The organism is Plantactinospora sp. B24E8, assembly GCF_039871735.1.
Classification (GTDB): domain Bacteria; phylum Actinomycetota; class Actinomycetes; order Mycobacteriales; family Micromonosporaceae; genus Plantactinospora.
Genome location: NZ_JBDPMH010000003.1, coordinates 193,074 through 217,285 on the forward strand (window position 1 = coordinate 193,074; position 24,212 = coordinate 217,285).

Sequence of the window (24,212 nt, forward strand, 5' to 3'; positions counted from 1 at the left end):
TCCTCACGCCCGGGTTCTGGTGAGGTGGTCGGCGAGGTCGTCGACGGTACGCCAGACCGCCGGGTCGACCCAGTAGCCGGAGTGCCGGGTCGGCGCGGGCGCCGGTTGGCCGTGGACGTACCAGCTGGTGGGCGGGTCGGGTAGTTCCACGTCGATCGCGGCCGGGTGCCCCTGCGGGAAGACCGGGCCGCCGATGTAGTCGGTCCGGTAGTGGAAGTTGCGCCAGGCGTACACCGGGGAGTCGGCGTCGTCGCCGGTCGGGCCGAGCCGGCGCAGCACCGACTCGTTGAAGTACGCCGGGAAGGCCCAGCCGTACAGGGTGGTCAGCGGGGAGCCGAAGGTGACCAGGGCCACCCGGTCGTCCGGCGGCCGGTTGTCGGGTTGTAGCAGGGCGGCGGCGGCGAGCACGGTGCCCTGGCTGTGTGCGGCGACGACCACCCGTCCGCCGCTGTCGTGCAGTCGCCACAGCCGCTGCTGCAGTTCGGGTACGGCCCGTTCGGCGTACGACGGCGGCGCCAGCGGGTGGTACGCCCGCGGCCAGAAGGTGAGGACGTCCCAGAGCACCCCGATCCGGCGCCGGCTGTGCAGGTCCCGCCAGCCCCGCCGGAGTACGACGATGAGCAGCAGCGGGATGCAGGAGGCCAGCCAGCTGCCGATGGTGATCGTCCACTGGGTGCCCCAGGGCAGTTTGTCGTGGATCCAGTAGCGGATCAGCACCACGGCGAGCAGGGCCGCCCCGACCGTCGCCATTGCGGTGAGCAGCTTGTCGAGGTCCCGGGGCATCCGGGCGAACCGGCGGGCCCGGGCGATCCCGGCCGCCCAGCCCTGGCCGATCCCGGCACGACGGAACCGGATCCGGTTCAACGGGATCCGCGCCAGGACGACCGGCCGGGCGGGCGACCTCGTACCGGGACGGGGGCGGTCGCGGCGGGCGTCGTCGATCGCGTCGCGCTGCCAGTCCGGTTCGGTCTCCGGCCGGGGCCGCTGACCCCGGTACCAGGCGACGATCCGGGCCCGGGCCACCGGATCGAGGCCGGCCCGTACGTAGCTGACCAACTCGTAGCAGACGAAGATCAGGATCAGCGCCAGCGGGACCAGGGTCAGGTAGTGCACCAGTTTGCCGACCACGGGATAGACGTACAGCTCGACCCGACCGGTCGGGCCGTCCGGCAGGTACGCCCGGGTCGACACCTCGGCGGTCAGCGCGGCGACCCGGGTCATCATGCTGACCAGGACCACGTTGAGCGCGAAGACGCTGAGCGTGAACGCCACGAACGGGCCGAAGATCACGAAGGTGCCGCGTACCCAGCCGCCCGGGATCACGGCCGCCAGCACCAGCAGCACGGTGAGGAACACCCCGCCGAGGGTCAGGTCGGCCACGGTACGCATCCCGGGCAGGTAACCGAACGGCTGGTCGTACCCGGGTTGCACGGTCGCGAACCAGCCGGCCGCGCAGACCGCCGCACCGCCGAGCCCGAGCAGCAGGCCGGGTGCTGCCGCCGGCCGGTGCTCCACCGCGACGAGGACCAGGGCGCCGAGCAGGACCAGCCCGCCGAGCAGCAGTGCGACCCAGCCGACCACCGGGGCCGCGGCCGGTGCGCCGGCCAGCCGCCCGGTCTGGCGTACGGTGTGCGCCAGGGTGACCGCGACGAAGGCCAGCCCGGCGGCGAGGTGCAGGAATCCCAGGTCGAGGGTGCTGCGCTGGCCGTCCCAGAAGCGCGGGTCGGCCAGGCCCACCCCGCACCGGGTCGCGGTCTCCGACCGTCGGCCGGGCCGCCCGGGCACAGACTCGGTCGCCTGGTCCCCGGCGACCGGCGGCCGGGGGTTGACCGCCTCGTACCGGCGTACGGTGCGCAGCGCCAGGATCGCCAGCAGGGCGAGTACCGCGAGCGGCAGGACCGTACCGGCCAGGATCCGCCGCCCGGGAAAACCGGCCAGCGGAGTGGCGTGCAGCAGCCGTACCGGCCAGGTGTCGTCGGCGCAGGCGGCCTGCCCACCACACTGGTAGCCGAGCAGTTCCATCCCGGTCAGCGCGACGATCAGCAGCAGGTTGAGGGTGAGCCCGACGGCGGCCCAGCGGACCGCCGCCCGGTGCAGCCAGAACCGGACCGGGCTGGCGTGGGTGCCCGGGCTGCACATCCAGCCGGCCACGTTCGCCAGCGCGAACGGGAAGAGCAGCAGCCACAGCACCCGGGCGCCGCTGCGTGAGGTCAACCCACCCCAGGAGTACGCCTCGACGTGCCGGCCGGCCACGTCCGCCGTCCGGTAGAAGCCGGCGATCCGGTCCCCGGCGACCTGCTGCGGTGCCAGGTCGCCGAGCAGGTTCTCCGGTGTGGTGCCGCCGACCCCGTGCAGCCGGAGTTCGGTGACCCCGCCGAGGTCGGGGACCGGCGGGACGAGCCCGGACGGGCGCGGCACCGGGGACGTGCTGTGACGCTGCAGCGGCATGAGGCCCCACCTGGATCGGAACGGAGGATCCGCACGCGGCAGCCGGTGCCCGTACGCCCGCCGGCGTGGCCCCGGCGGGCGCCCGGACACCCGAACGGGTCGGGGTCGGTCCGTCCCACGGTGCCCCGTGCCGCCCCGACCCGCTGTCGCAACCCCGACACCCGGCCCGACGGACGCCGCGATGACCAGGGAATTCATCCCAACGGGGGCGGTGGCTCAGGCCAGGCCGCCGGTCGCCCGCAGGTTCTGCCCGGTCATCCACCGTCCGTCCGGCCCCACCAGGAACGCCACCACGTCGGCGACGTCGGCCGGCTCGCCGAGCCGGCCCAGCGGACTCCACGACCGCATCAGCTCGAGCACCTCGGCGCTGTTCGCGCCGCGCAGCATGTCGGTGTCGGTGGCGCCGGGGGAGACGGTGTTGACGGTGATCCCCCGGGGGCCGAGTTCCTTCGCGGCCACCCGGGTGAACTGCTCGACCGCCGCCTTGCTGGCCGCGTAGAGCGAGATGCCGGGGAAGGCCAGCACGGTGTTGGCGGTGGAGATGTTGACGATCCGTCCGCCGTCGCGCATCCGACCGGTGGCGTGCCGCAGGGCCCGGAAGACACCCCGGACGTTGACCGCCATCGTCCGGTCGTACTCCTGGTCGGAGACGTCCGCGATCATCGCGGTCCGGACGACCGCCGCGTTGTTGACCAGGATGTCGAGCCCGTCGAGATGGTCCTCGGCGGTCACGAAGAGCGCGTCCACGTCGGCGTCGAGGCCGACGTCGGCCCGTACCGGAATGGCACGGCCGGCGGACCGCTCGGCGACCTCCCGGGCCGCCGTCTCATTCTCCCGGTAGCTGAAGACGACGGTGGCGCCGTCGGCGACCAGCCGGGCCACGACGGCGCGGCCGATTCCCCGGGATCCGCCGGTGACGATCGCACCCTTGCCGTCCAGTACGCCCACGGCGCCTCCCCGATCGAAACCTGCTCCGTCCACTGGATACCAGCCGGATCGGATCGGAAACAACCGATTGAGATGGCCGTCGATTATTGCCTGACGGTTACGTGTGGATGACCATTGATGTCCGGGGGGATCTCCCACAAGGAGGCGTCACATGGCGGAAGTCACCCAGGCTCCGGATCTCCCATCCCACCCGCTCGGCACCAGTCGTCCCCCGCTCGCCGTCGCCGATCTCCCCGAACCCGAGGAGGTCTTCAAGGTCCGTCGCCTCGGACCGCGCGAGCTGTTCATGTACGCCCTCGGGCCCAGCCTGATCGCGCTCGGCATCTCGGTCGGCAGCGGCGAGTGGCTGCTCGGGCCGCAGGCCGTCGGCCAGTTCGGTTTTGTCGGCGTCGGCTGGGTCATCCTGGTCTCGGCCGTACTGCAGACCTTCTACAACATCGAGTGCTCGCGGTACGTGATGGCCACCGGCGAGGCCCCGGTGGTCGGCTGGGGTCGGGTGCCGCCCGGCGTCCTGCTCTGGGTCCCGGCCTCGGTCTTCCTCGTCATCTTCGCGTTCATCGCCGGGGGCTGGGCGGCCTCGGCCGGCCAGGGCGTGTACGCGTTGATCCACGGCGAGGTCGCCCCGGCCGGCGCCGAGGAACCCCGGCTCTGGGCGATCGCCCTGCTGGTGCTGGTCTTCCTGATCGCCGCCGGGGCGAAACGGATCAGCCGGGCCCTCGAACTCGCCAACTGGGTGATGGTCGGCAGCATCCTGGTGGTGCTCCTGGTCGTCGCGATCCTGGTGGTGCCGTGGGACATCTGGTGGGAGGGGATCCGGGGCTTCGTCACCCCGGCCGCCCCGCCGGACGGCATCACCGCCACCCAACTCGGCGGACTCGCCGGCTTCACCGCCCTCGCCTCCGGCCTCAACTGGTACGTGATGGGCCACTACCGGGACAAGGGCTACGGCATGGGGCACCGGACCGGCTACCTCTCCGGGCTGCGGGGCGAGCGGCGGGAACTGCTCGCCACCGGCGTCACCTTTCCCGACACCCCGGTCAACGCGGCCCGTTGGCGGCGCTGGTACCGGCTGCTGCTCACCGACATGTGGGGCATCTTCTTCGTCGGGGCGATGCTCGGCATGCTGCTCCCGACCATCCTGATGGCGCACGCCGTGCAGGTCTCCGGTACGACGCCGACCGCCGCCGACGTACCGACGTTCGTCGCCACCGCCCTCGAACCCGACTACGGGCCGCTGATGTTCTACGGCATGCTGCTGATCGGCGTACTGGTGCTGTTCAGCACGCAGCTCGGCATCTTCGAGGGCATGGTGCGGGTCAGCACCGACGCCGCGCACGCGACCAGCCCCCGGCTGCGCCGGCTGCTGGAAGGTGACCCGCGCAAGTTCTACTACCCGTTCATGCTGGTCCTGCTCGTGATCATCGCGGTGGTGCTGCACCTGGCGGTGCCGGTCAACCTCGTCCAGTGGTCGGCGAACATGTCCAACCTCGGCGCGCTGATCTACCCCTTCCTGTTGATCTACCTCAACCGCCGGCTGCCCCGACCGGCCCGGCCCCGCCCCTGGCACCACGTACTGCTGATCGCCAACGTGCTCTTCTTCGGCTTCTTCTTCGTCAACTTCATCGCCGACTTCGTCGGTGACCCGCTGATCACCTTCTGAGAAGTGGGAAACGGCCCTTCCCGAAGAAACGACAGGAAGGGCCCGTTTCCGACGCCCGGGGCGCCGGACGCTGTCGGTTCAATCCCGGCACGAAGTCGATACCCCTGCTGGCGGGCGAGGCGTAGGTTTGGCCCCAGACAGGCGGAGGACGGGGAGGAACGAGATGACCGAGCTGGTGGAGGCCACGTCCGGAACGGAACTGGTCGAGATCACGTCACCGACCGAGCTGCGGGAGCTGCTCGGCGAGCCGATGCCCCGGGCGGTGACCAAGGAACGCGTACGACTGCACGAGATCGACCGCGAATGGCTGGCCAACTCGCCGTTCTGCCTGGTCGCGACCTCCGGTGCGGACGGCAGTTGCGACGTCTCGCCGAAGGGGGACCCGCCCGGCTTCACCCTGGTGCTCGACGACACCACGATCGCCGTGCCGGAGCGGCCCGGCAACCGGCGCGCGGACGGCTACCTGAACATCCTCGCCAACCCGCACGTCGGGTTGATCTACTTCATCCCCGGGCGCAACGACACCCTGCGGATCAACGGGCGGGCCCGGCTCGTCTCCGACGCCCCGTTCTTCGACCAGTTGGTGGTCAAGGGACACCGGCCGGTGCTGGCGCTGGTCGTCGAGATCGAGCAGATCTTCTTCCACTGCGCCAAGGCGTTCCTCCGCTCCGAGCTGTGGAAGCCGGAGACCTGGCACCCCGAGGTCCTGCCGTCGCACGCGCAGCTCGTCAAGCGGGTGCAGGAGATCCCGGAGTCGCTGGAGGAGCTGGAGACCTACTACGGCGCGCAGTACCTCAGCAAGCTCTACCAGAGCTGACCCGCGCCCGCCCGGGGAGCGCGGACCGCGCCCCCCGGCGGCGCTCCGGCGGGCTCAGTCCAGCAGGCGGGTGACGGGCAGGCGCCGGATCGAGGCGTCCAGCACCTGCGCGGTGTGCGCCAGCGCCATTCCCCGGTCGCCGCGCGGCGACGTACTCCGGGGGCCCGATGCGTCGGCGGCCCGGGGCAGCGCGGCGGCGATCTGCATCAGACAGCCCGGGTTCGCGGTCACCAGCAGGCTCGCCCCGGTGGCCAGCACGTCCCGGGCCTTCCGCTCGCCGAGCCGAGCCGCCGGCTCCGGATTGAGTACGTTCCACACCCCCGCCGAGCCGCAGCACAGTTCCGGGTCGGCGATCTCCCGCAGCTCGAGCTCGGGAATGGCCCGCAGCAGCTCCCGGGGCTGGGAGCGGATCCCCTGGGCGTGCCCGAGGTGGCAGGCGTCGTGGTAGGCGACGCTGACCGGCAGCGGATGCCGCGTCGCCACCGGGCCCAACTCGACCAGCAGTTCGGAGAGGTCCCGGACCCGGGCGGCGAAGGCGGCGGCCCGCTCGGCGTACGCCGGGTCGTCGGCGAGCAGGTCGCCGTACTCCTTCAGGGCCGAGCCGCAGCCGGCCGCGTTGACCACAAAGTAGTCGAGCCGCTCGGCGGCGAACGCGTCAATCAGGTCCCGGGCGAACCGACGGGCCTCCTCCTCCCGGCCATTGTGGAGGCTCAACGCGCCGCAGCAGCCCTGCCGCTCGGGGTTGATCACGACCTCGCAGCCCTCTGCGGCCAGTACCCGGGCGGTCGCCGAGTTCACCCCGGGAAAGAACGCGCTCTGCACACAACCGGTGAGCATGCCCACCGCCGCCCGCCTCGGCCCGTACGCCGGGACCCGCCTCGGTGGCCGGGGCGCCCGGGTCAGCCGGGGCGCCAGCGACTCCAGGGTGGCCAGGGTCGGGGCGAGCCGGCGGAGCAGTCCGGTCCGGTCGACCAGGTTACGCAGCCCGCTCGCCTGGTACGCCCACAGCGGCCCGCGCAGCAGCCGCAACCGCCTCGGGTACGGGAACAGCGCGAAGATCGCTGCCCGCAGCGCCCGTTCCCGGGGTGACCGAACGTGTCGGCGTTCCACCTGCTGGCGGGTCCGCTCGATCAGGGTGTCGTACCGGACCCCGGACGGGCAGGCGGTCACGCAGGCCATGCAGCCCAGGCAGCGGTCGAAGTGCCCGACCATCGTCTCGGACAGCGGTTCACCCTCCAGCCCCTGCTTGATCAGGTGGATCCGGCCTCGGGGCGAGTCCATCTCCTCGCCCCAGAGCAGGTACGTGGGGCAGCTGGGCAGACAGAATCCACAGTGCACACAGTCGGCCACCACCTCGGCCGGCGGCGGCCGGTGCCCGTCGAACGCCGGCTCACCCCGGTCCGGCGGGGCCGGCGGTTCCGCGTCCGGCTCGCCCTGGTCGGGAGGCGAAGCCGCCTGTTCCGTCCCCGGCTCGCCCTGGTCGGGGGGTGGGGCCGGGTGACCCCGCGTCGGGATCAAGCCTGACCGCCCAGAGCGGGGCACCCGGCCCCACCCCCACCGGCCCCGACGGGGAAGAAGGCGAAGACGGCGGCGGCGACGGCATCAGATTCCTCCCACAAAACGTCCCGGCGCCAGCCGCGCCTCCGGATCGAACCGGTCCTTCACCCGACGCATCAGCTCCAGCCCTTCCACCGGCCCCCACAGGTCGACCCGGTCGCGTACCCGGTCGGGGGCGGTCAGCACCACCGCATGCCCGCCGGCCGTTCCGGCCGCCCCCCGCAACTCCTCGACGACCCCGGCCACCCGGTCGGGTTCGGCGTTCGCCGGCAGCCCGGCGTAGAGGACCCCGGTGCCGGCCGAACCGCGTACCCGGATCGGCACGTCGTGCCGGTCGGCCACGGTCCGGGCCGCGCCGAGCAGGTCGGGTACGGCGGAGAGCACCCCGGTGAGCTTCAGCCCGGTGTCACCGGGCAGCCACGGGTACCGCGACCACCAGGGCGGCGGCGACCCGGCATCGACCAGAACCTCCAGATCGGCGCCGGTCGGACCCGGCCCCGCCGCCCCGGCCAGCAGTCGTCGGGCCGCCTCGGCCCGCCCGGCCACCCCGGCGGTGGTGCCGCCGATCAGCACCACCAGCTCGATCGGCCCGTCGACCGGGGCGTCGACCTCCAGCGCGTCCGGTACCAGCTGCGCCGCCCGCACGGTGGCGACCAGTCGTCCGACCAGGTCGGCGCCACCCGCCCCGGCCAGCGGGACCCGGCAGCGGACGTACGCCTGCGCGGCCGGCACCGGATGCAGCCGGAACGCGCACTCGGTGACCAGCCCGAGGGTGCCGTACGCGCCGGTCACCAGCTTGCCCAGGTCGTAGCCGGCGACGTTCTTCACCACCTTGCCGCCGGCGTGGGCGACCACGCCGTCGGCGCGGACCAGGGTGACCCCGATCAGCAGGTCGCGAACCGTGCCGTACCCCATCCGGCGCGGCCCGCTCGTGTTCGTCGAGACCACCCCGCCGACGGTGGCCCCGGGCAGCGGGTCGTCCAGCGCCAGCTGCTGACCGGCCGGGGCGAGCAGTTGTCGCAGTTCGGCCAGCGGGGTACCGGCCCGGACCACCACGATCAGGTCGCCGGCGGCGTGTTCGACCACGCCGGCGAGGCGACGGGTGTCGACGATCAGGTCCAGCGCCGTCGGCGGATGTCCCCAGTCGAGTTTGCTGCCGGAGCCCCGGGCGACCACGGTCAGACCGTGCCGTGCGGCGGCGGCCAGTACCGTCGCCACCTGCTCCGTCGTCGCGGGCTCGGCGACGAACCGGGCCGGTACGCCACCGACCACGTCCACCGGACCGGCCGGCCGGACCAGCCCGGCGTCCTCGATCGTGGCGAGCAGGTCAACCGAACCCGGTACGTCGGACATGGTCAGAACACCTCCGCGAGACCCGCCTCCTGCAGTGGATGGGGACCCTTGCGCCGGCCGGGCACCTCACCACAGAGCCGGGGCGTGGGGAAGATCTTGCCGGGGTTCGCCAGCGACCGGGGGTCGAAGGCGCACCGGAGCAGCTGCATCGTGTCGAGGTCGTCGTCGGTGAACATCCGGGGCAGGTACGTCGCCTTGTCCATCCCGACCCCGTGCTCGCCGGTGATCGACCCGCCGTACGCGACACAGAGGTCGAGGATCGCCCCGGAGAGTTCCTCGGCCCGGTCGGTCTGCCCGTCGATCGTCTCGTCGAAGAGGACCAGCGGGTGCAGGTTGCCGTCGCCGGCGTGGAAGACGTTCGCCACCCGGATGCCCCGCTCGGCGGCGAGTTCGCCGATCCGGCGCAGCACTTCCGGCAGCGCGGTCCGGGGGATCACCCCGTCCTGCACGATGTAGTCCGGGCTGAGCCGGCCGACCGCGGCGAACGCCGACTTGCGCCCCTTCCAGAACAGCGCCCGTTGCGCCTCGTCGGCGGCGATCCGTACCTCGAACGCCCGGTGTGTCCGGCACAACGTCACCACCTCGGCGAACTGGGCCTCCACCTCGACCGCCGGGCCGTCCAGCTCGACGATCAGCACCGCGCCGGCGCCGGCCGGATATCCACATCGGACGGCCGCCTCGGCGGCCTCGATGGCGAGCGCGTCCATCATCTCCACCGCCGCCGGGACCACCCCGGCCGCGATGATCGCCGAGGTCGCCGCACCGGCGGCGTCCGTCGTGGGAAAGGCGGCGAGCAGGGTACGTACCGACTCCGGCAACCGGACCAGCCGTACGGTGACCTCGGTGGCGATGCCGAGGGTCCCCTCCGAGCCGACGAACGCGCCGACCAGGTCGTACCCGGGGCTGTCCGGCGCCGCCCCGCCGAGCCGGACCAGTTCGCCGTCCGGGGTCACCACCTGCAGACCGAGCACGTGGTTGGTGGTGAAGCCGTACTTGAGGCAGTGTGCGCCGCCGGAGTTCTCCGCCACGTTCCCGCCGATCGAGCAGATCTGCTGACTGGACGGGTCGGGGGCGTAGTAGTAGCCGTGCGGGTGGGCGGCCCGACTGACCGCCAGGTTGATCACCCCGGGTTCGACCACCGCCCGCTCGTCGGCCGGGGCGACCTCCCGGATCTCGCGTAGCCGGGAGGTGACGACCAGTACCCCGTCCGGGTGCGGCAGGGCGCCGCCGGAGAGCCCGGTCCCGGAGCCCCGGGCCACGAACGGCACCCCGGCGGCGACACAGGACCGGACCACCAGGGCACACTCCTGGGCGGTGTGCGGCAGCACCACCAGGGCCGGCACGACCCGGTACGCGGCCAGCCCGTCACACTCGTACGTCCGCAGCCGGGCCCGGTCGTCGATCACCTGGTCGGCGTCGAGCCGGGTACGCAGTTCGGCGGCCAACCTCCCGATCGTCGCCGCGCGTTCCGCCGACCGATCCCCGTCGGGACCGGTCGTCGTCGATCGTCCGTCGTCGTCACCGGTCATCGCCGACCTCCGTTGCGGACAGCTCGTTACGGCATCCTCTCGTACGCGGGCAGCGTGAGGAAGTCCACAAATTCGTCCGCGACCGCGACCTCCGTGAACAGGGCCCGTGCCTCGGCGTACCGGTCCGGGTCGGCGTCGAGCCGGGCGATCTCCTCGTCGGCGATCCGTTCGACCAGTTCCCGGGTCACCGGCACGCCGGTGTCGAGGGTGACACCGTTGTGCAGCCACTGCCAGACCTGGGAGCGGGAGATCTCGGCGGTGGCGGCGTCCTCCATCAGGTTGAAGATGGCGACCGCACCGGAGCCGCGCAGCCAGCTCGCCAGGTACTGGATACCGACGCTGACGTTGTTGCGCAGTCCGGCCTCGGTGGGCCGGCCTCCGGTGGCGGCGACGTCCAGCAGTTGGGCGGCGTCGACCCGTACCTCGTCCCGGGTCCGGCCGAGCTGGTGTGGCCGGTCGCCGAGCACGTTGTCGAAGACCTCGCGGCAGACCGGGACCAGGTCCGGGTGCGCGACCCAGGAACCGTCGAAGCCGTCGTCCGCCTCCCGGGTCTTGTCCTCCCGGACCTTCGCGAAGGCGGTCTCGTTGACCGTCGGGTCGCGTCGGCTGGGGATGAACGCCGCCATGCCGCCGATCGCGTGCGCGCCACGCCGGTGACAGGTCCGGACCAGCAGTTCCGTGTACGCCCGCAGGAACGGCGCGGTCATCGTCACCGCGGCCCGGTCCGGGAGCAGGAACTCGGTGCCCCGGGTCCGGAACTTCTTGATCACGCTGAACATGTAGTCCCAGCGTCCGGCGTTCAGCCCGGCGGAGTGTTCCCGCAACTCGTAGAGGATCTCCTCCATCTCGAACGCGGCCGGGAACGTCTCGATCAGTACGGTGGCCCGGACGGTGCCGCGCGGGATGCCGAGCCGCTCCTGGGCGAGGACGAACACGTCGTTCCAGAGCCGCGCCTCGAGGTGGCTCTCCAGTTTGGGCAGGTAGAAGTAGGGCCCGGAGCCGGAGGCGAGCTGCGCCCGGGCGCAGTGGAAGAAGTAGAGTCCGAAGTCGACGAGTGCTCCCGCGATCCGCTCGCCGTCGACCAGGATGTGCTTCTCGGTCAGGTGCCAGCCGCGCGGCCGCACCACGATGGTGGCCAACTCGCCGTCCTGGCGCGGAAAGTACCGGCGGCCGTCCGGCGAGACGTACTGCAGGTAGCCGGCGATCGCGTCGCGGAGGTTGAGCTGCCCCTCGACCACGTTCGACCACAGTGGAGTGTTGGCGTCCTCGAGGTCGGCGAGCCAGACCTTCGCCCCGGAGTTCAACGCGTTGATCGTCATCTTGGCGTCGGTCGGCCCGGTGATCTCGACCCGCCGGTCGACAAGTCCCGGTGCCGGCTCCGCGACCCGCCACGACGGGTCCGCCCGGATGTGTTCGGTCTCCGGCAGGAAACCGAGCGTGCCGCCGGCGGCCAACGCCGCCTCCCGCTCCGCCCGCAGCGCCAGCAACTCCCGCCGCCGTGGCTCGAACTCCCGGTGCAGCTCCGCGAGGAACTCCAGCGCCTCCGCACTGAGAATCTCCGCGTACCGCGCACCCAGCGGGCCGGTGACCTCGATCATGCACGCCTCCAGGTGGGGAAGGGGCTCTCATTATCGCTTCCGGTGGAGGGCGGCACCCCTTCCCGACCTGCGCGGCTGATCACCGGTGGGTCAGCTGACCGCGCCGCCGTTGGCCCGGCAGGTGTCCCGGACGTGCCAGAAGTCGGCGAGGTAGTCGTCGTGCATGCCACGGCCCATGATGCGCAGCATCGCCTCGTCGGCCTGGCGCAGCGCCGAGACGTTGTAGTTGTGGCTGCCGGTGAAGACCCGGGGCACGATGTCGTCGTCGTACGCGCCGTCGATCAGCATGTACTTGTTGTGGGTACGGATGTCCCGGCCCGGCCCGACGTTGAAGTTGCAGCGGGTGACCTGCACGTTGCCGCCGAGCGCGTCGAGTACCCCGGCGTTGGCCTCGCTGTAGACCACGTCGACCCAGCAGCCGGCGTTGCGCAGGGCGGTCAGCTTCTTCGCCACCTCGGGTCGGTTGAACGAGTACATGTTGACCCGTACGTCGGTCTGTCGGCGGGTGCCGGCGTCGTCGTACGAGCACGAACTCACCGAGTCGAGCACACTGACGATGGTGTCGGTGGCCGGGTCGCTGACCGGCTGGCCGGACCGTTCCCGGCGGGGGAAGAAGTACGCCCGGTAGGTGGTCCCGGTCGGCGTGCCCCAGTAGTAGTTGTTGTTCCCGGTCGAGCTGTACCGGTGTGAGCGCAGGTCCGCGAAGTACTGTCGGTACGCCTGGTAAGTGGTCGCGTCGCTGAACGTCACCGCGTTGTTGTACGCCTCGTTCGCGTCCCACCAGCCGAGGTTGGCCGAGCCCTGGAAGACGACGTTGGCGACGGTGGAACCGTTGTCCAACACCACGCTCGACGCGGTCAGGAACTTGTTGTGGTTGTACGCGGTGACCGAGGAGGTGCTGTAGTCGATACGCCGGGTGCCGATGCAACCCCGGTCCTGGCTCGGGAACTGGTCCGCGCAGTGCACGATGTACGACCCGGCGGTGTCGTTCGCGCCGAGCACCGGCAGCAGCCGCTGGTACGGGCGCTGGCTGACCTGCTCGTGGTCGAGGATGATTTTGACGCGTACCCCGCGCTGGTGTGCGTTCAGCAGTCGGGCCGGCAGGTCCGGGGTGGTCGCCGAGTCGGTCACGTCGGTCACCCCGAAGCCGAACCACGACATCTGGATCTCGCCGCCGGCCGGTACCCGGTCGATGATCCGGGCCAGTTGGACGAAGATGGCGTTCTGCGCGGCGGTCGAACCGGTCGGCCGGTTGAAGACGGCCTTGTTCAGCACCGGGTCCGGCTCGACGGCGGCGGCCGGCCCAACCGGTGCGCCGATCGTGGCGGCGGCGACGGTGAAGACCAGTGCCGACCGTGTCGCCGATCGCGGAAAGAACCTACATATCGACATGCCTGGATCATCGCATCCTCGGGCGTCACGGACCAGGGCTCACCGCGTCGCGCGGAGTGTGAGCGACGAGACGCCCGGGTCCGGTACGGATCGACCACGGCCGGTGGTTGTCGCCGGTGTGAGCGGTCGGGATGTCGACGTGGTGGTGATCGGCGCGGGCCAGGCGGGGCTCTCCGCCGGATACTTCCTGCACCGGGCCGGGTTCGCCCCGGAAACCGGGTACGTGCTGCTGGACGGCGGGGCCGGTCCCGGCGGCGCGTGGCGGGAACGCTGGCCGACGCTGCGGCTCTCCGGTGTGCACGGCATCCACGACCTGCCGGGGATGGCGCTCGGCCCCGCCGACCCGGACCGTCCGGCCGCCGAGGTGGTGGCCGGGTACTTCGCCGCCTACGAACGGGAGTTCGGGCTGCCGGTGCACCGGCCGGTCAACGTGCGTTCGGTACACGACCGACCGGACGGCCGGCTCGACGTGCGTACCGACGCCGGCACCTGGACGACCCGGGCCCTGGCCAACGCCACCGGCACCTGGCGGCACCCGTTCTGGCCGGTCTATCCCGGGCAGAACACCTTCGCCGGCCGGCAGCTGCACACCGCCGACTACCGGGGCCCGGCGGAGTTCGCCGGCCGCCGGGTGGTGGTGGTCGGCGGGGGCACCTCGGCCGTGCAGCTGCTGGCCGAGGTCGCCGCGGTCGCCGCCGCGACCCGGTGGGTCACCCGCCGCCCGCCGGTCTTCGCCGAGCGGTTCGGCCAGGAACAGGGCCGGGCCGCCGTCGCCAGGGTGGAGGAACGGGTACGCGTCGGTCTGCCGCCGGGCAGCGTGGTCAGCGTGACCGGGCTGCCGTGGACCCCGCAACTGCGCCGGATGCACGAGACCGGGGTGTTGCGGCGGTTCCCGGTGTTCGACCGGATCGTCCCCGAAGGGGTGGTCTGGGCCGACGGTGACAGCTTCGCGGCGGACGTGATCCTCTGGTGCACCGGGTTCCGGGCCGTCCTGAACCACCTCGCGCCGTTGCGGCTGCGCGCGCCCGGGGGCGGCATCCCGATGGACGGCACCCGGGTCGTCGTCGACGAGCGGATCCACCTGCTCGGGTACGGGCCGTCGGCGAGCACGATCGGCGCGAACCGGGCCGGGCGGACCGCGGTACGCGAGATCCGGCGGCTGCTGGACCGGGTGTCGGCCGGGTCCGTCGCGGACGGCTGACCACCGCCTGGCGGCGGGCATAACACACGCCGCCGGACGGCTCACCGGAGTTGACGAATCAGGTTGGAAGCGGCAACGTAGGGCAAGTACGGCCTGTTGCCACACCCGCGAGTTCGAGAGAGACGCCGACCGCCGTACGTCAAGGCGCCAGCCCGGCCGCACGTCCGCGGCCCCTCCGATGGGCTGGCTACATGTTCGAGGCCTCCCCATCCTCTGCCGGCTCGCCCGCGTTTGGCACGGGTGTGTCGGGGGATGGTCCGGGGCACCCGCGTCAGGGGATGCGGCGTGCGGCCGGAGAGAATCCACAAGGAGTTTTTTATGCTCACGATGACCGAGAACGCCGTACTCGTGATCCGGGACCTGACCGCACAGCAGGAGGTGCCGGACGGCGCCGGGCTGCGGATCGTCAGCGACCTCGCCGCCGGGTCGCTCACCCTGGAACTCGCGGAGAGCCCGGCCCAGGGTGACCAGGTGGTGGACAGCGACGGTGCCCGGGTCTTCCTCGACCCGCAGGCCGCCCAGATACTCGACGACAAGGCCCTCGACGCGGCGGTGGACGCCGAGGGCACCGTGCAGTTCGGTTTCTCCGAGCAGCAGCCGCTCGGCTGAGCTCAGCACCTGGCGTGGTACGCCCGCCGGCGCCGGTACGGACCGGCCCGACGGGCGTACCGTCGTGCGTCGGCCCGACGGTAGAGTGACGCCCGTGCACCGGTGCTTTCCGATCACCCCGCCGCCGCGCTCCTGAGCGGGGCGACCAGGCCAGCGCGTCGAGCCGTCCCGGCCGACGTGCTGCTCCACTGTGGATGACTTCGATCCGGTGACCTGAGCCCGGGTACGCCCCGCTTCCGCGACCATCTCCCTTCTCGTCGCAGGAGCGCGTACGTCCATGCACACCTCATCCGAAGCGTTCACCTCGCCGGCCGTCGCCCGTCCCCGGCCCGGCACCGGCCTTCTCTTCCTGATCATCTCTGGCACCCTGTGGGGCACCGGAGGGCTGACCGGCAGCCTGCTCGGCCGGACCACCGCACTCTCCCCGGTCGCGGTGGCCGGTTACCGCCTCTGTGTCGGCGGTGGTCTGATCGTGGCCTTCCTCCTGCTCACCGGGCGGAGGCTGCCGCGTGGTCGGGCCGCCTGGACCCGGATCCTCGTCCTCGGCGCACTGGCCGCCAGCTACCAGGTCTGCTACTTCGGCTCGGTGGCGCTGACCTCGGTCAGCCTGGCCACGCTGGTCACCATCGGCGCCGCCCCGGTGCTGGTGCTCGCCGCCGAGGCCGTCTCCGGCCGTCGCCGGACAGACCGTCGGGCCGCCGTCACCTGCGGCCTCGCGCTGACCGGACTCGGCCTGCTGGTGGGTCTGCCGTCCGGCGACTTCGGCACCCCGGCCGTCCTCGCCAGCGCCGCCCTCGCCCTGCTCTCCGCGGCCGGGTTCGCCGCGATCACCCTGGTCGGCGCCCGACCGGTGGCGACGCTTGACGACCTCACCGGCACCGGACTCGGCTTCTCCGCCGGCGGACTACTGGTGACCCTCGTCGCCGGGAGTACCGTCGGGCTCGGGTTCGACCCGGACCTCCGGTCCGTGGGGCTGCTGCTCGCCCTGGGCGTCGGGCCGACCGCGGTGGCGTACCTGCTCTACTTCCGTGGGCTGCGGACCGTCCGGCCCGGTACCGCCGCGCTGGTGACGCTGCTGGAACCGTTGGTCGGCGCGCTGCTCGCCGCGGTGCTGCTGGGCGACCGGCTCGGCCCGGTCGGAGCGGTCGGCGCCGGGCTGCTCGCGGTGGCGGTGCTCCTGGCCACGGCGGCGCCGACCACCCGGGCCGGGGCGTCGGCGACCGCGCCGGCGGTGACCAGGTAACCGCTCGGCGGACAGGTCTGCTCGGCAGGCCCGGCCAGGTGGCACCCGGCCGGGCCGGCCGTCGGAGACGGCCGAGCTGAAAATCGATCCTCGAACGGGCTCACATCACACTCGATGCCCTTCTATTGTGGGCAGTCGTAGCCGGACGACCCCCTACGTCACGGCTACCCGTCCGGTGTCGCATCCGTTCGCCGGGCGGCCGAGCGTTTCCAGTCCTCGCGCCATGAGACCCCGGGGGCACCCCCATGCCGGAGAGTTCGCCTACTCCACCGCCGGACGGTCCACCCGCACCGGCTTCGTCGGCAACACCGCCGCAGGCAACACCGCCGCAGGCAGTACGGCCCCCGACGACGGATCCCGGACCGCCGCCGTCGTCGTCCGCTCCGCCCACCGGCCGCAAGATTCCCGACCAACCACCGGGATACCCGAACGCACTGGTCTGGCTGCGCGCCGGCATCCTCCGCGACTGGCGTGGGGTGCTCGGTGCCTTCGTCGCGACCTGGCTGTACGTACCACTCGCGCTGTTGCTCGGATTCTGGGCGGCGGTCGGGCTCGGGATCTTCGGGTCGCTCTCCGGCGGGCTGGACGTGACCGACCAGGTGCCCGCCGAACTGCTGGACACGCCGCTGGTCGGCAGCTTGCTCGACGCCTTCCTGACCCGGTCGGCCGGCGTGTTCGGCGGGTTGCTGGGGGTCGCCGTCGGTTTCCTCGGCGGTTTCCTCTACGTCGTGCTGGTGCCCTGGGGCGACAGCCTCGACAGCCCGGTCACGCTGGTGAGCGGCCTGGCCGGAACGGTCGCCGCCGCGATCGTGATCGGCGTGGCCTACACGCTCTACCGGGTACTGCTGGAGCCACGGCTGCTGCTGCTCTCCGGCGCACGCGCCCTCAGCGCACGCGAGCGGGCCGCGTTGGAGCCGGTGCTCCGGGAGTGTGCGCGCCGCCTCGGCCTGCCGACGGTGCCCCGACTGCTCATCGAGGACGATCCCGTCCTCACCAACGCCCGTACCTACTCGCGGCACATCGTGGTCACCACGAGCCTGCTGACCGAACCGACCGACGAGATCGAGGCGCTGCTCAGCCACGAACTCGTGCACTGGCGCACCGGCGACGAGGTCACCTCGGCCTTCGTACGCGGAGTGGCGTTGCCGTTGTTCCTGCTGCACGCGCTGCCGGTCTGGCTGATGCGCAGCTTCCCGCACCCGGCGACCAACTTCCTCGTCTTCCTCGTCTTCTGGCCGGTCCTGCTGACGATGAAGTACCTGGTCATGCCGCTGCACGCCCGCGACGTCCGGGCGGCGGAATACCGGGCCGACCTCGGCGCGGTCCACGCCGGCCGGATCGACGGACTGCGGGCGATCCTGGAGCGGCGCAAGTCCTTCGAGAACGGCCGCAGCGGGTGGGACGAGGTGGTCTGTGCCAGCCACCCCGCACACGAGCAACGGCTGGACCGGCTGGCACACCTACCCGCCACCTCCGGCGCCGGGTCCACCGGGGACGGCGGCGCCCCGTCCGGGTACGCCGTCGGGTTCGAGGACGCGGTGCCGGGCGGCCCCTCGCGTCGTACCGTGGTCGTCACGCTCGCGGTGCTGCTGGCCGGCTGCCTGGTCGCCAGCGGTCTCGGCATCGTGCAGTGGGCGTTCTTCGGGCCCCGGTCCGCGGTGAACGGCTACTTCTCCGCCCTCGAGGACCGCGACGCCGGCGCCGCGCTCGACTGGCTGGACCCGACGGTCCGCGAGGCCCTCGCGCAGGACGAGACGCTCGCCGCGATGGTCGCCTCCGACGACTACGAGCCGCCGACCGACGTGGACGTCACATCGGTGCGGCGCGAGGGTGACCAGGCGGTGGCGGACGTCTCCTACACGGTGGCCGGCACGCCGATGACCGTCGAGCTGCAGCTCCGTCGCGACGAGTCGACCTCGTTCGGTCTCCGCGGCTGGCACCTCGACGGTGGCCTCTCCGAGATGTCCGGCCCGGACCAGCCGGGCCTGCGGATCAACGGGGTGCCGGTCTCGGCGTCGGAGGGTGACCTCCTGGCGGTCACCGCGTTCCCCGGCCGGTACCTCGCCACCCTGCCGAGCAGCGTGTTGAGCGAGACACCACCGGTCCCGGTCGTGGTCGCGCTCGGCGGCCAGGGCGGCAGCATCGTCGTCACCCCCGCGCCGCGACCGGATCTGCAGAGCCGCGCCGAGCAGGCGGTCGAGGCGTACCTCGACAACTGTGTGCAGCAGGGGGCGGCGGCCGCGACGGGCTGCCCCTTCCGGTTGTACAACACGAGCGTGGAGAAGGTGCGGTGGACGATCACGGAGCAGCCGACGATCCAAGCCGAGTTGACGGGCGCGGCCACCGCCGCCGTCTCCACCCTCGAGGACGGCAGCGGCACGGTCACGGCCTCCTGGACGGCCGAGGACTACCTCGGCCAGTCGCGGCAGTACACCGAGGAGTACGAGTTCTTCGTACGCGGGGTGCTGGTGGTGAACGGCGACCAGGTCACCTTCCAGCCCCCCACCGACTGAGAGTGCTTGACAGCCACCCGACGAGGAGAAAGTGGAGCAGACCGTGACCGACCCGGACGCGGCGGCGTCGCTCGGGCAGACCGCCCGGCGACCGGCCGACCAACCGGTGCACCTGATCCTGACCGCCCACTCGGCGTCGTCGCCGCAGCAGGGGTTGGGCGACTGGCTCCGCCGGCACCCGGAGTACCGCAACGCGGTACGGGAGACCCGCGGACGTCAGGACGGGCGGGCGGGGTTCAGCGACGCGGTGATCATCGCGGTGGTGGCGCAGGCGTTGCTGCCCGGACTCTTCCAGGTGCTCCAGACCTGGGTGGCCCAGCAGCGCAGGGACACCCGGGTACGGCTGCGGGTCGGCGAAGCCGAGGTCGAGTTCCAGGTCACCGGGCGTACCGATCCGAAGGAGTTGCTGGCCGAGGTGACCCGGAGCCTGCCCGCGGTCGCCAGCCAGGCCCCGGCGGGCGGCACCGGGCCGGCGGCTGTGCCGGGGCCCACCGGTGGGGGTGTGACACCCCTCGGCGGCCAGTCGGGTGCTGGGACACCGGCTCCGGTCGACGGCGGCGGGGCCCCGGCAGCCTCCGGAGGCGAACCGGCGCCGACGGTTTCCGGGGGCGAACCGGCGCCGGTGGAGGATGTCGCCAGCGGCGGATAACAGCGCCGTGCCCGGGTCCCCGCCGGAACGGGATGGCCGCGGGCGTCGGCGGCGCCCGGCCCGAGGGCGAGGCGCTAGCCGGGGACGGCCGCCACCCTGTGGCCGGCGGGAACCTGGTCCAGGAGCCGGACCAGGTCCGGCAGCACCTGGCCCAGTGGTGCGTCGACGGTCAGCGAGGCGTGCTCGTCGCCCCGGGTCGGACCCTGGTTGACGATCACCACCGGGATGTCGTGCTTCGCCGCCCGGATCACGAACCGGCGGCCGGACATGACCGTCAGGGAGGAGCCGAGGACCAGCAGCAGCCGGGCCCGCTCGACCAGCTCGAAACAGGCCTGGACGCGGGCGGCCGGCACGGTCTCGCCGAAGAAGACGACGTCCGGTTTCAGTACGCCACCCGGACAGGCCGGGCAGTCGACCACCTGGAACCGTTCGGCGACCTCGTCGGGCAGGGTCACGTCGCCGTCCGGGTTGACCGTGTCGTACCGGGCGGTGAAGTCGGGGTTCGCGGCCCGCAGCCGCCGGTCCAGGGTCTCCCGGTCGGTCCGGTCGCCGCAGTCCAGGCAGGTGACGTGGGCCAGGCTGCCGTGCAGTTCGATCACCGACCGCGCGCCGGCCGCCTGGTGCAGCCCGTCCACGTTCTGGGTCACCACGCCGGCGAGCAGACCCCGTCGTTCGAGGTCGGCGACCGCGTGGTGCCCGGCGTTCGGGGCGGCTCCGGCCATCAGCCGCCAGCCGAGGTGGCTGCGGGCCCAGTAGCGGCGCCGGGCCAGCGGGTCCCTGACAAACGTCTGGTACGTCATCGGGGTGTGCCGGCGTGCCGCCCCGCTCGGTCCCCGGTAGTCCGGGATCCCGGACTCGGTCGACAGGCCGGCGCCGCTGAGCACCACCACGTCGCCGCCGGCCAGGAGTTCCGCCAGCGGGCCGTACCGCTCGGCTGTGCGCGTATCCACCCGTCCATGCTGCCTCGCCGGTGCCGGACCGGCGAGGCGGCATGTGGCGACGGTCACCGACGGGTCGGCGTACGGCGTCCGGTCCGGCGCCCCGGGGCAGCCGTCAGTGGACGACGGTGCACGGGGTGTCGCCGACCCGGAAGTCGCCCGGCGGTACGAACGTTCCGACGTACCGGCCGGAGAAGCCGAACTGGTACGGGGTGTCGGCCGGTGGCAGCGTCGGACCGTCCCAGACCGCGGGGGTCAGGGTGGCGCTGGTGCCGCTGCGCTGGATGCTGGCGTTCCAGACCTGGGTGATGGAGACGCTGGTGGCGATGGTGAACCGCATCGACCACCGGGGCGCCGGTTCGGGGCCGGACCAGGTGACGCTTCCGCTCACCCGGTAGCCGCCGTACCGGTCGACGGTGACACCGACGGTGCAGCCGAAGCCGCGCGGCGGCGTGGGTTCCTCGGTCAGCGTGGTGAAGGTGAGCGGTTCGGAGAGCGGACTCGTCGTGTAGCCCGTTCCGGGCAGGGCGGCGGCCCGGACCGCCACGGTGTACGACGTGTCCGGGGTGAGCTCGACGAGGGTCACCGAGTTGCGGGGCATGGAGAGCCAGCCCTGCCACTCGCCGTCGACCAGGCGCAGCATGGAGTAGCGGAAGACCGGGCCGTCGGGTGGGGACCAGGTCAGGGTGGCGCCGGTCGCGGTGACCGAGGCGGCCACCGGTTGGCCCGGCGGGGGGAGCGGGATCAGCGGGTCGGCCTGGGCCGGGGCCGGTGAGAGCGGCAACAGGGCCAGGCCGAGCACGGCGGCGAGCAGCGACGTGGGCAGCGTACGGCGGAGCATGGCGAGAGCCTTTCTGAGATCGTGATCCAACCAGTGCCCGGCTCGCATCGATATCTATCAAGCTCTGGTGGGCTCCGCCATCGGCCGGTCGGCTGTCGGCGGCCCGATGCTCCGGTGGCTGCCTGGTCGCATGGCCGTGTGGTCGCGGGCCAGCGTGTCCGTGATCGGACAGGCGTACTAACTGTGGTCAAGCGATAACGCAGAGTAGCGTCGATGTCGGAGGCACCGCCGTCCACCGGCCGGGGAGCCAACCGCTCGCCGCCCGCCTCCGTCCACTCCCTCCGGGCCGCACCCCGGCCCGACCAGGCAAGGAGCCACCACCATGTCCGAAGCCAACGACGCAGCCAAGGCCATCGAGGCCGAGTACGCCGCCGCCGAGCAGCCACCCGCCCTCGACACCGACGCCGGGACCGAGGACGTCGGCCTGATGGCCGTACCCGCCACCCTCGCCGGACTGCCGGCGACCGCACAGGGCCACTTCGCCGTGGTCAACGCGAACGGGACCCTGGCCCGGGGGTTCGGGGTGGTCTCCAGCGCCCGCCTGGCCCTCGGCCAGTACCAGGTGGTCTTCATCCAGTCGGTCGTCCGCTCGGCGTACACCGCCACCATCGGGCTGACCGGCAGCGTCGGCGCGTCCCCGCCCGGTGAGATCGCCGTGGTCGGCCGGGCCGGCAACGCCAACGGGGTCTTCGTGCAGACCTGGAACAGCGCCGGCGCCCCTGCCGACCGCGCCTTCCACCTGCACATCTCGTCCTGACCCAGGTCTACCGCCGTACGGCGGGAGGCGCGAACCGACGTCGGACCGGCGCGCCACCGGTCCGACGTCCCACCCCGGCCGGGCGGCGGCAGGCCCGGCCCCGGTCCCCGCGGTACGGCCCGGTACCGCGGGGACCGGCGTGCCCGGCCCGTCCCGGGTGACTGTTGCGAACCGGTGTCCTTCGGGAAGGCGTCACATCGATCACCGACTCTCTACGATCAATCGATGCGTCGTATCCTGCGAACCGTCCTCGCCGGCGTTGTCGTCGCCGCCTGCCTCACCCCCGCCGCCCCCGCCGCCGCCGCGGTGACCAGCGGCGCCGTCTTCAACGATCCCACCAATCCCGACCGGCAGTACGCCATCGTCGACCACCTGCGCGGCCTGGTCGGCAACGCCACCACGGGATCGACCATCCGGATCGCGATGTACCACTTCAGCCTGACCCGGATGTCGAACGACCTGATCGCGGCGTACCAACGTGGAGTCAACGTCCGGCTGGTGCTCGACAGCCAGTCCCGGAGCCACCAGGCGACCCTCGACCTCGTCGCCGCGCTGGGTACGAACCGGGCCAACCCGTCCTGGGTGACCATCTGCACGACCGACCGGGCCTGCATCGGCAACCTCGCCACGCCGATCATGCACAACAAGTTCTTCCTCTTCTCCCACACCTCGGGCTCGGCGAACGTGCTGGTGCAGAGCTCGGCCAACCTGACCGGCGACAACGCCGAGCGGTACTGGAACAACGCGGTCACGCTGGTCGGCAACACCGCCGTCTACAACTCGTACGTCGACTACTTCAACGACCTGGCCGCCCAGGTGAAGAACAACGACTACTACCGGAGCACGTCGAGCGGGAACGCCAAGTCGTACTTCTTCCCCCGGGCCGGGTCGGATGCCGGCACCGACACGGTCTACAACATGCTCGACGAGAACGTCAGCTGCGAGGGCAACACCTCGGTCGGCACCGAGACCGGGCGCACCATCATCCGGATCGGCATGTGGTACTTCAGCCGCAACCCGATCGCCAACAAGCTGCGGGAACTCGCCGACCGGAAGTGCTGGGTCGACGTCGTCTACACGACGATGGACGCAGACGTCCGGAGCATCCTCGACGGGCACGCCCGGATCAAGCTGTACCGGATCAGCGGCGACCGCATCGTGCACTCCAAGTACCTGCTGATCGAGGGGACGTACGCCGGTCAGCGTGACACCAAGTGGGTGGTGACCGGCAGCCACAACTACACGAACGCGGCGCTGCGGGAGAACGACGAGGCGATGCTGCGGATCCAGTCGGCGACCATCCACGACCAGTACCGGTCGAACTTCTGGGCGCTGCGGGCCGCCGGGGTGCCGCAGACCTGATCCGCCGGGTCGGAGTGGGACGTCGGCACGAGGGCGTGGTGGTGCCGGCACACGAGCGCGCGGCGCCGCCCGATCGATCAAGGCGTCGCCGCGCTCCGGCCGTCTCCCGCCCGCGCAGCCCAGTGGCGGTACGCCAGCGGGGACCTGGCCCGCCGGCCCGGCATGGCGGCCGTTCCGGCTACGTGTGGGGTTTCCCACCGTCCGGAGAAGCAAACCTGCCTCGGTACGGGACCTGGTAGAGCGGTCGCCCCAGCCTCGGCCGCACCCGGCACCCCGCCGGCAACCCTGCTCCCACCGGCATCCCTCGTCCCGCCTTCTCCCGCCGGCATCCCTCGTCCCGGTGATCCGCGCATCAGCTGTTCCCACCCGGGGTAAGGAACCGGGCATGGAGCACTTCACGATCGCCACCGTCGCCGAGGAGAGCCCGGACTTCCGGCGGGTGCTGTGGACCGGCAAGCACACCCAGTTGGTCATCATGACGATCCCCCCGGACGGAGAGATCGGCGAGGAGGTCCACGAGGAGGTCGACCAGATCCTCACCTTCGTCAGCGGCACCGGAGAGGCGCGGATCGCCGGTGAACGGCGGAAGGTGACGCAGGGCGACCTGGTCGTCGTACCGGCCGGAACCCGGCACAACTTCGTGAACACCGGCCCGAACCCGCTGGTGCTCTACACCATCTACGGGCCGCCGGAGCACGCCGACCAGGCGGTGCACCGTACGAAGGAGCAGGCTGACGCGCTGGAAGAGGCGGGTAAGGACGAACCGCCGACCGGGTGAAACCGGGCGGCGCGGGTAT

At 72.0% G+C, this 24,212-nt stretch carries 19 protein-coding genes; 10 read left to right on the forward strand and 9 right to left on the reverse strand.

Going from position 1 to position 24,212, the window contains the following annotated elements; all coding sequences use genetic code 11:
• Nucleotides 1–3: 3 nt before the first annotated feature.
• Together ABGB21_RS07070 and ABGB21_RS07075 are read right to left on the reverse strand one after the other, a co-directional pair.
• Complete coding sequence (locus ABGB21_RS07070) at nt 4–2,448, reverse strand: hypothetical protein (RefSeq protein ID WP_347676905.1); 2,445 nt, start codon at nt 2,446–2,448, stop codon at nt 4–6.
• Nucleotides 2,449–2,664: 216 nt separating this feature from the next.
• Complete coding sequence (locus ABGB21_RS07075) at nt 2,665–3,396, reverse strand: SDR family oxidoreductase (RefSeq protein WP_347657685.1); 732 nt, start codon at nt 3,394–3,396, stop codon at nt 2,665–2,667.
• 151 nt (nt 3,397–3,547) lie between these two features.
• Between ABGB21_RS07075 and ABGB21_RS07080 the strand changes: the two genes are divergently transcribed.
• The gene (locus ABGB21_RS07080; RefSeq protein ID WP_347657684.1) at nt 3,548–5,056 is read left to right on the forward strand and encodes an Nramp family divalent metal transporter; all 1,509 of its coding nucleotides are present in this window, start codon (nt 3,548–3,550) and stop codon (nt 5,054–5,056) included.
• Nucleotides 5,057–5,219: 163 nt separating this feature from the next.
• The gene (locus ABGB21_RS07085) at nt 5,220–5,873 is read left to right on the forward strand and encodes a pyridoxamine 5'-phosphate oxidase family protein (protein ID WP_347657683.1); all 654 of its coding nucleotides are present in this window, start codon (nt 5,220–5,222) and stop codon (nt 5,871–5,873) included.
• A 54-nt stretch (nt 5,874–5,927) separates the two neighbouring features.
• Here ABGB21_RS07085 and ABGB21_RS07090 read toward each other — a convergent pair whose 3' ends face one another.
• The 5 genes from ABGB21_RS07090 to ABGB21_RS07110 form a co-directional block, all read right to left on the reverse strand.
• Nucleotides 5,928–7,391 carry a heterodisulfide reductase-related iron-sulfur binding cluster gene (locus ABGB21_RS07090; RefSeq protein WP_347676907.1) on the reverse strand — a complete coding sequence of 488 codons (1,464 nt, stop codon included), beginning with the start codon at nt 7,389–7,391 and terminating at the stop codon, nt 5,928–5,930.
• An 84-nt stretch (nt 7,392–7,475) separates the two neighbouring features.
• On the reverse strand, nt 7,476–8,783 hold the full coding sequence (locus ABGB21_RS07095) for an FAD-binding oxidoreductase (RefSeq protein WP_347676909.1): 1,308 nt from the start codon (nt 8,781–8,783) through the stop codon (nt 7,476–7,478).
• Between the two features lie 2 nt (nt 8,784–8,785).
• Nucleotides 8,786–10,312, reverse strand: coding sequence for an FAD-linked oxidase C-terminal domain-containing protein (locus tag ABGB21_RS07100; RefSeq protein ID WP_347655427.1), 1,527 nt, complete (start codon nt 10,310–10,312; stop codon nt 8,786–8,788).
• A 26-nt stretch (nt 10,313–10,338) separates the two neighbouring features.
• Entirely contained in the window at nt 10,339–11,910 is a 1,572-nt protein-coding gene (gene aceB, locus ABGB21_RS07105) for a malate synthase A (protein WP_347676911.1), read from the reverse strand.
• A gap of 90 nt (nt 11,911–12,000) precedes the next feature.
• Nucleotides 12,001–13,302, reverse strand: a complete 1,302-nt coding sequence (locus ABGB21_RS07110) for a phospholipase D-like domain-containing protein (protein WP_347655425.1) — start codon at nt 13,300–13,302, stop codon at nt 12,001–12,003.
• A 118-nt stretch (nt 13,303–13,420) separates the two neighbouring features.
• Between ABGB21_RS07110 and ABGB21_RS07115 the strand changes: the two genes are divergently transcribed.
• From ABGB21_RS07115 to ABGB21_RS07135, 5 genes are all read left to right on the forward strand, one after another.
• Nucleotides 13,421–14,503, forward strand: a complete 1,083-nt coding sequence (locus ABGB21_RS07115) for an NAD(P)-binding domain-containing protein (protein ID WP_347676913.1) — start codon at nt 13,421–13,423, stop codon at nt 14,501–14,503.
• 318 nt (nt 14,504–14,821) lie between these two features.
• A complete protein-coding gene (locus tag ABGB21_RS07120; RefSeq protein WP_347655423.1) occupies nt 14,822–15,112 on the forward strand; it encodes an adhesin in 291 nt (96 codons plus the stop codon).
• Between the two features lie 277 nt (nt 15,113–15,389).
• A complete protein-coding gene (locus tag ABGB21_RS07125) occupies nt 15,390–16,355 on the forward strand; it encodes a DMT family transporter (RefSeq protein WP_347655422.1) in 966 nt (321 codons plus the stop codon).
• Between the two features lie 245 nt (nt 16,356–16,600).
• On the forward strand, nt 16,601–18,868 hold the full coding sequence (locus ABGB21_RS07130) for a M48 family metalloprotease (RefSeq protein ID WP_347655421.1): 2,268 nt from the start codon (nt 16,601–16,603) through the stop codon (nt 18,866–18,868).
• Nucleotides 18,869–18,899: 31 nt separating this feature from the next.
• Entirely contained in the window at nt 18,900–19,517 is a 618-nt protein-coding gene (locus ABGB21_RS07135; RefSeq protein WP_347655420.1) for a hypothetical protein, read from the forward strand.
• Between the two features lie 74 nt (nt 19,518–19,591).
• Here the strand turns inward: ABGB21_RS07135 and ABGB21_RS07140 are convergent, their stop codons facing one another.
• The gene (locus tag ABGB21_RS07140; RefSeq protein ID WP_347655419.1) at nt 19,592–20,467 is read right to left on the reverse strand and encodes an NAD-dependent protein deacetylase; all 876 of its coding nucleotides are present in this window, start codon (nt 20,465–20,467) and stop codon (nt 19,592–19,594) included.
• 103 nt (nt 20,468–20,570) lie between these two features.
• Entirely contained in the window at nt 20,571–21,296 is a 726-nt protein-coding gene (locus tag ABGB21_RS07145; protein ID WP_347655418.1) for a cellulose binding domain-containing protein, read from the reverse strand.
• Between the two features lie 322 nt (nt 21,297–21,618).
• Between ABGB21_RS07145 and ABGB21_RS07150 the strand changes: the two genes are divergently transcribed.
• From ABGB21_RS07150 to ABGB21_RS07160, 3 genes are all read left to right on the forward strand, one after another.
• Complete coding sequence (locus ABGB21_RS07150) at nt 21,619–22,053, forward strand: hypothetical protein (RefSeq protein ID WP_347676915.1); 435 nt, start codon at nt 21,619–21,621, stop codon at nt 22,051–22,053.
• A gap of 225 nt (nt 22,054–22,278) precedes the next feature.
• On the forward strand, nt 22,279–23,415 hold the full coding sequence (locus tag ABGB21_RS07155; RefSeq protein WP_347676917.1) for a phospholipase D-like domain-containing protein: 1,137 nt from the start codon (nt 22,279–22,281) through the stop codon (nt 23,413–23,415).
• 385 nt (nt 23,416–23,800) lie between these two features.
• On the forward strand, nt 23,801–24,193 hold the full coding sequence (locus tag ABGB21_RS07160) for a cupin domain-containing protein (protein WP_347676919.1): 393 nt from the start codon (nt 23,801–23,803) through the stop codon (nt 24,191–24,193).
• The last annotated feature ends 19 nt before the right edge of the window (nt 24,194–24,212 follow it).

Excerpts from the sequence above, each read along its gene's own strand:
- ABGB21_RS07080 (WP_347657684.1), top strand. The coding sequence starts at position 3,548 with ATGGCGGAAGTCACCCAGGCTCCGGATCTCCCATCCCACCCGCTCGGC.
- aceB (WP_347676911.1), bottom strand. The coding sequence starts at position 11,910 with ATGATCGAGGTCACCGGCCCGCTGGGTGCGCGGTACGCGGAGATTCTC.
- ABGB21_RS07130 (WP_347655421.1), top strand. The coding sequence starts at position 16,601 with ATGCCGGAGAGTTCGCCTACTCCACCGCCGGACGGTCCACCCGCACCG.
- ABGB21_RS07120 (WP_347655423.1), top strand. The coding sequence starts at position 14,822 with ATGCTCACGATGACCGAGAACGCCGTACTCGTGATCCGGGACCTGACC.
- ABGB21_RS07085 (WP_347657683.1), top strand. The coding sequence starts at position 5,220 with ATGACCGAGCTGGTGGAGGCCACGTCCGGAACGGAACTGGTCGAGATC.
- ABGB21_RS07160 (WP_347676919.1), top strand. The coding sequence starts at position 23,801 with ATGGAGCACTTCACGATCGCCACCGTCGCCGAGGAGAGCCCGGACTTC.
- ABGB21_RS07070 (WP_347676905.1), bottom strand. The coding sequence starts at position 2,448 with ATGCCGCTGCAGCGTCACAGCACGTCCCCGGTGCCGCGCCCGTCCGGG.
- ABGB21_RS07100 (WP_347655427.1), bottom strand. The coding sequence starts at position 10,312 with ATGACCGGTGACGACGACGGACGATCGACGACGACCGGTCCCGACGGG.
- ABGB21_RS07150 (WP_347676915.1), top strand. The coding sequence starts at position 21,619 with ATGTCCGAAGCCAACGACGCAGCCAAGGCCATCGAGGCCGAGTACGCC.
- ABGB21_RS07145 (WP_347655418.1), bottom strand. The coding sequence starts at position 21,296 with ATGCTCCGCCGTACGCTGCCCACGTCGCTGCTCGCCGCCGTGCTCGGC.
- ABGB21_RS07125 (WP_347655422.1), top strand. The coding sequence starts at position 15,390 with ATGCACACCTCATCCGAAGCGTTCACCTCGCCGGCCGTCGCCCGTCCC.
- ABGB21_RS07095 (WP_347676909.1), bottom strand. The coding sequence starts at position 8,783 with ATGTCCGACGTACCGGGTTCGGTTGACCTGCTCGCCACGATCGAGGAC.
- ABGB21_RS07155 (WP_347676917.1), top strand. The coding sequence starts at position 22,279 with ATGCGTCGTATCCTGCGAACCGTCCTCGCCGGCGTTGTCGTCGCCGCC.
- ABGB21_RS07110 (WP_347655425.1), bottom strand. The coding sequence starts at position 13,302 with ATGTCGATATGTAGGTTCTTTCCGCGATCGGCGACACGGTCGGCACTG.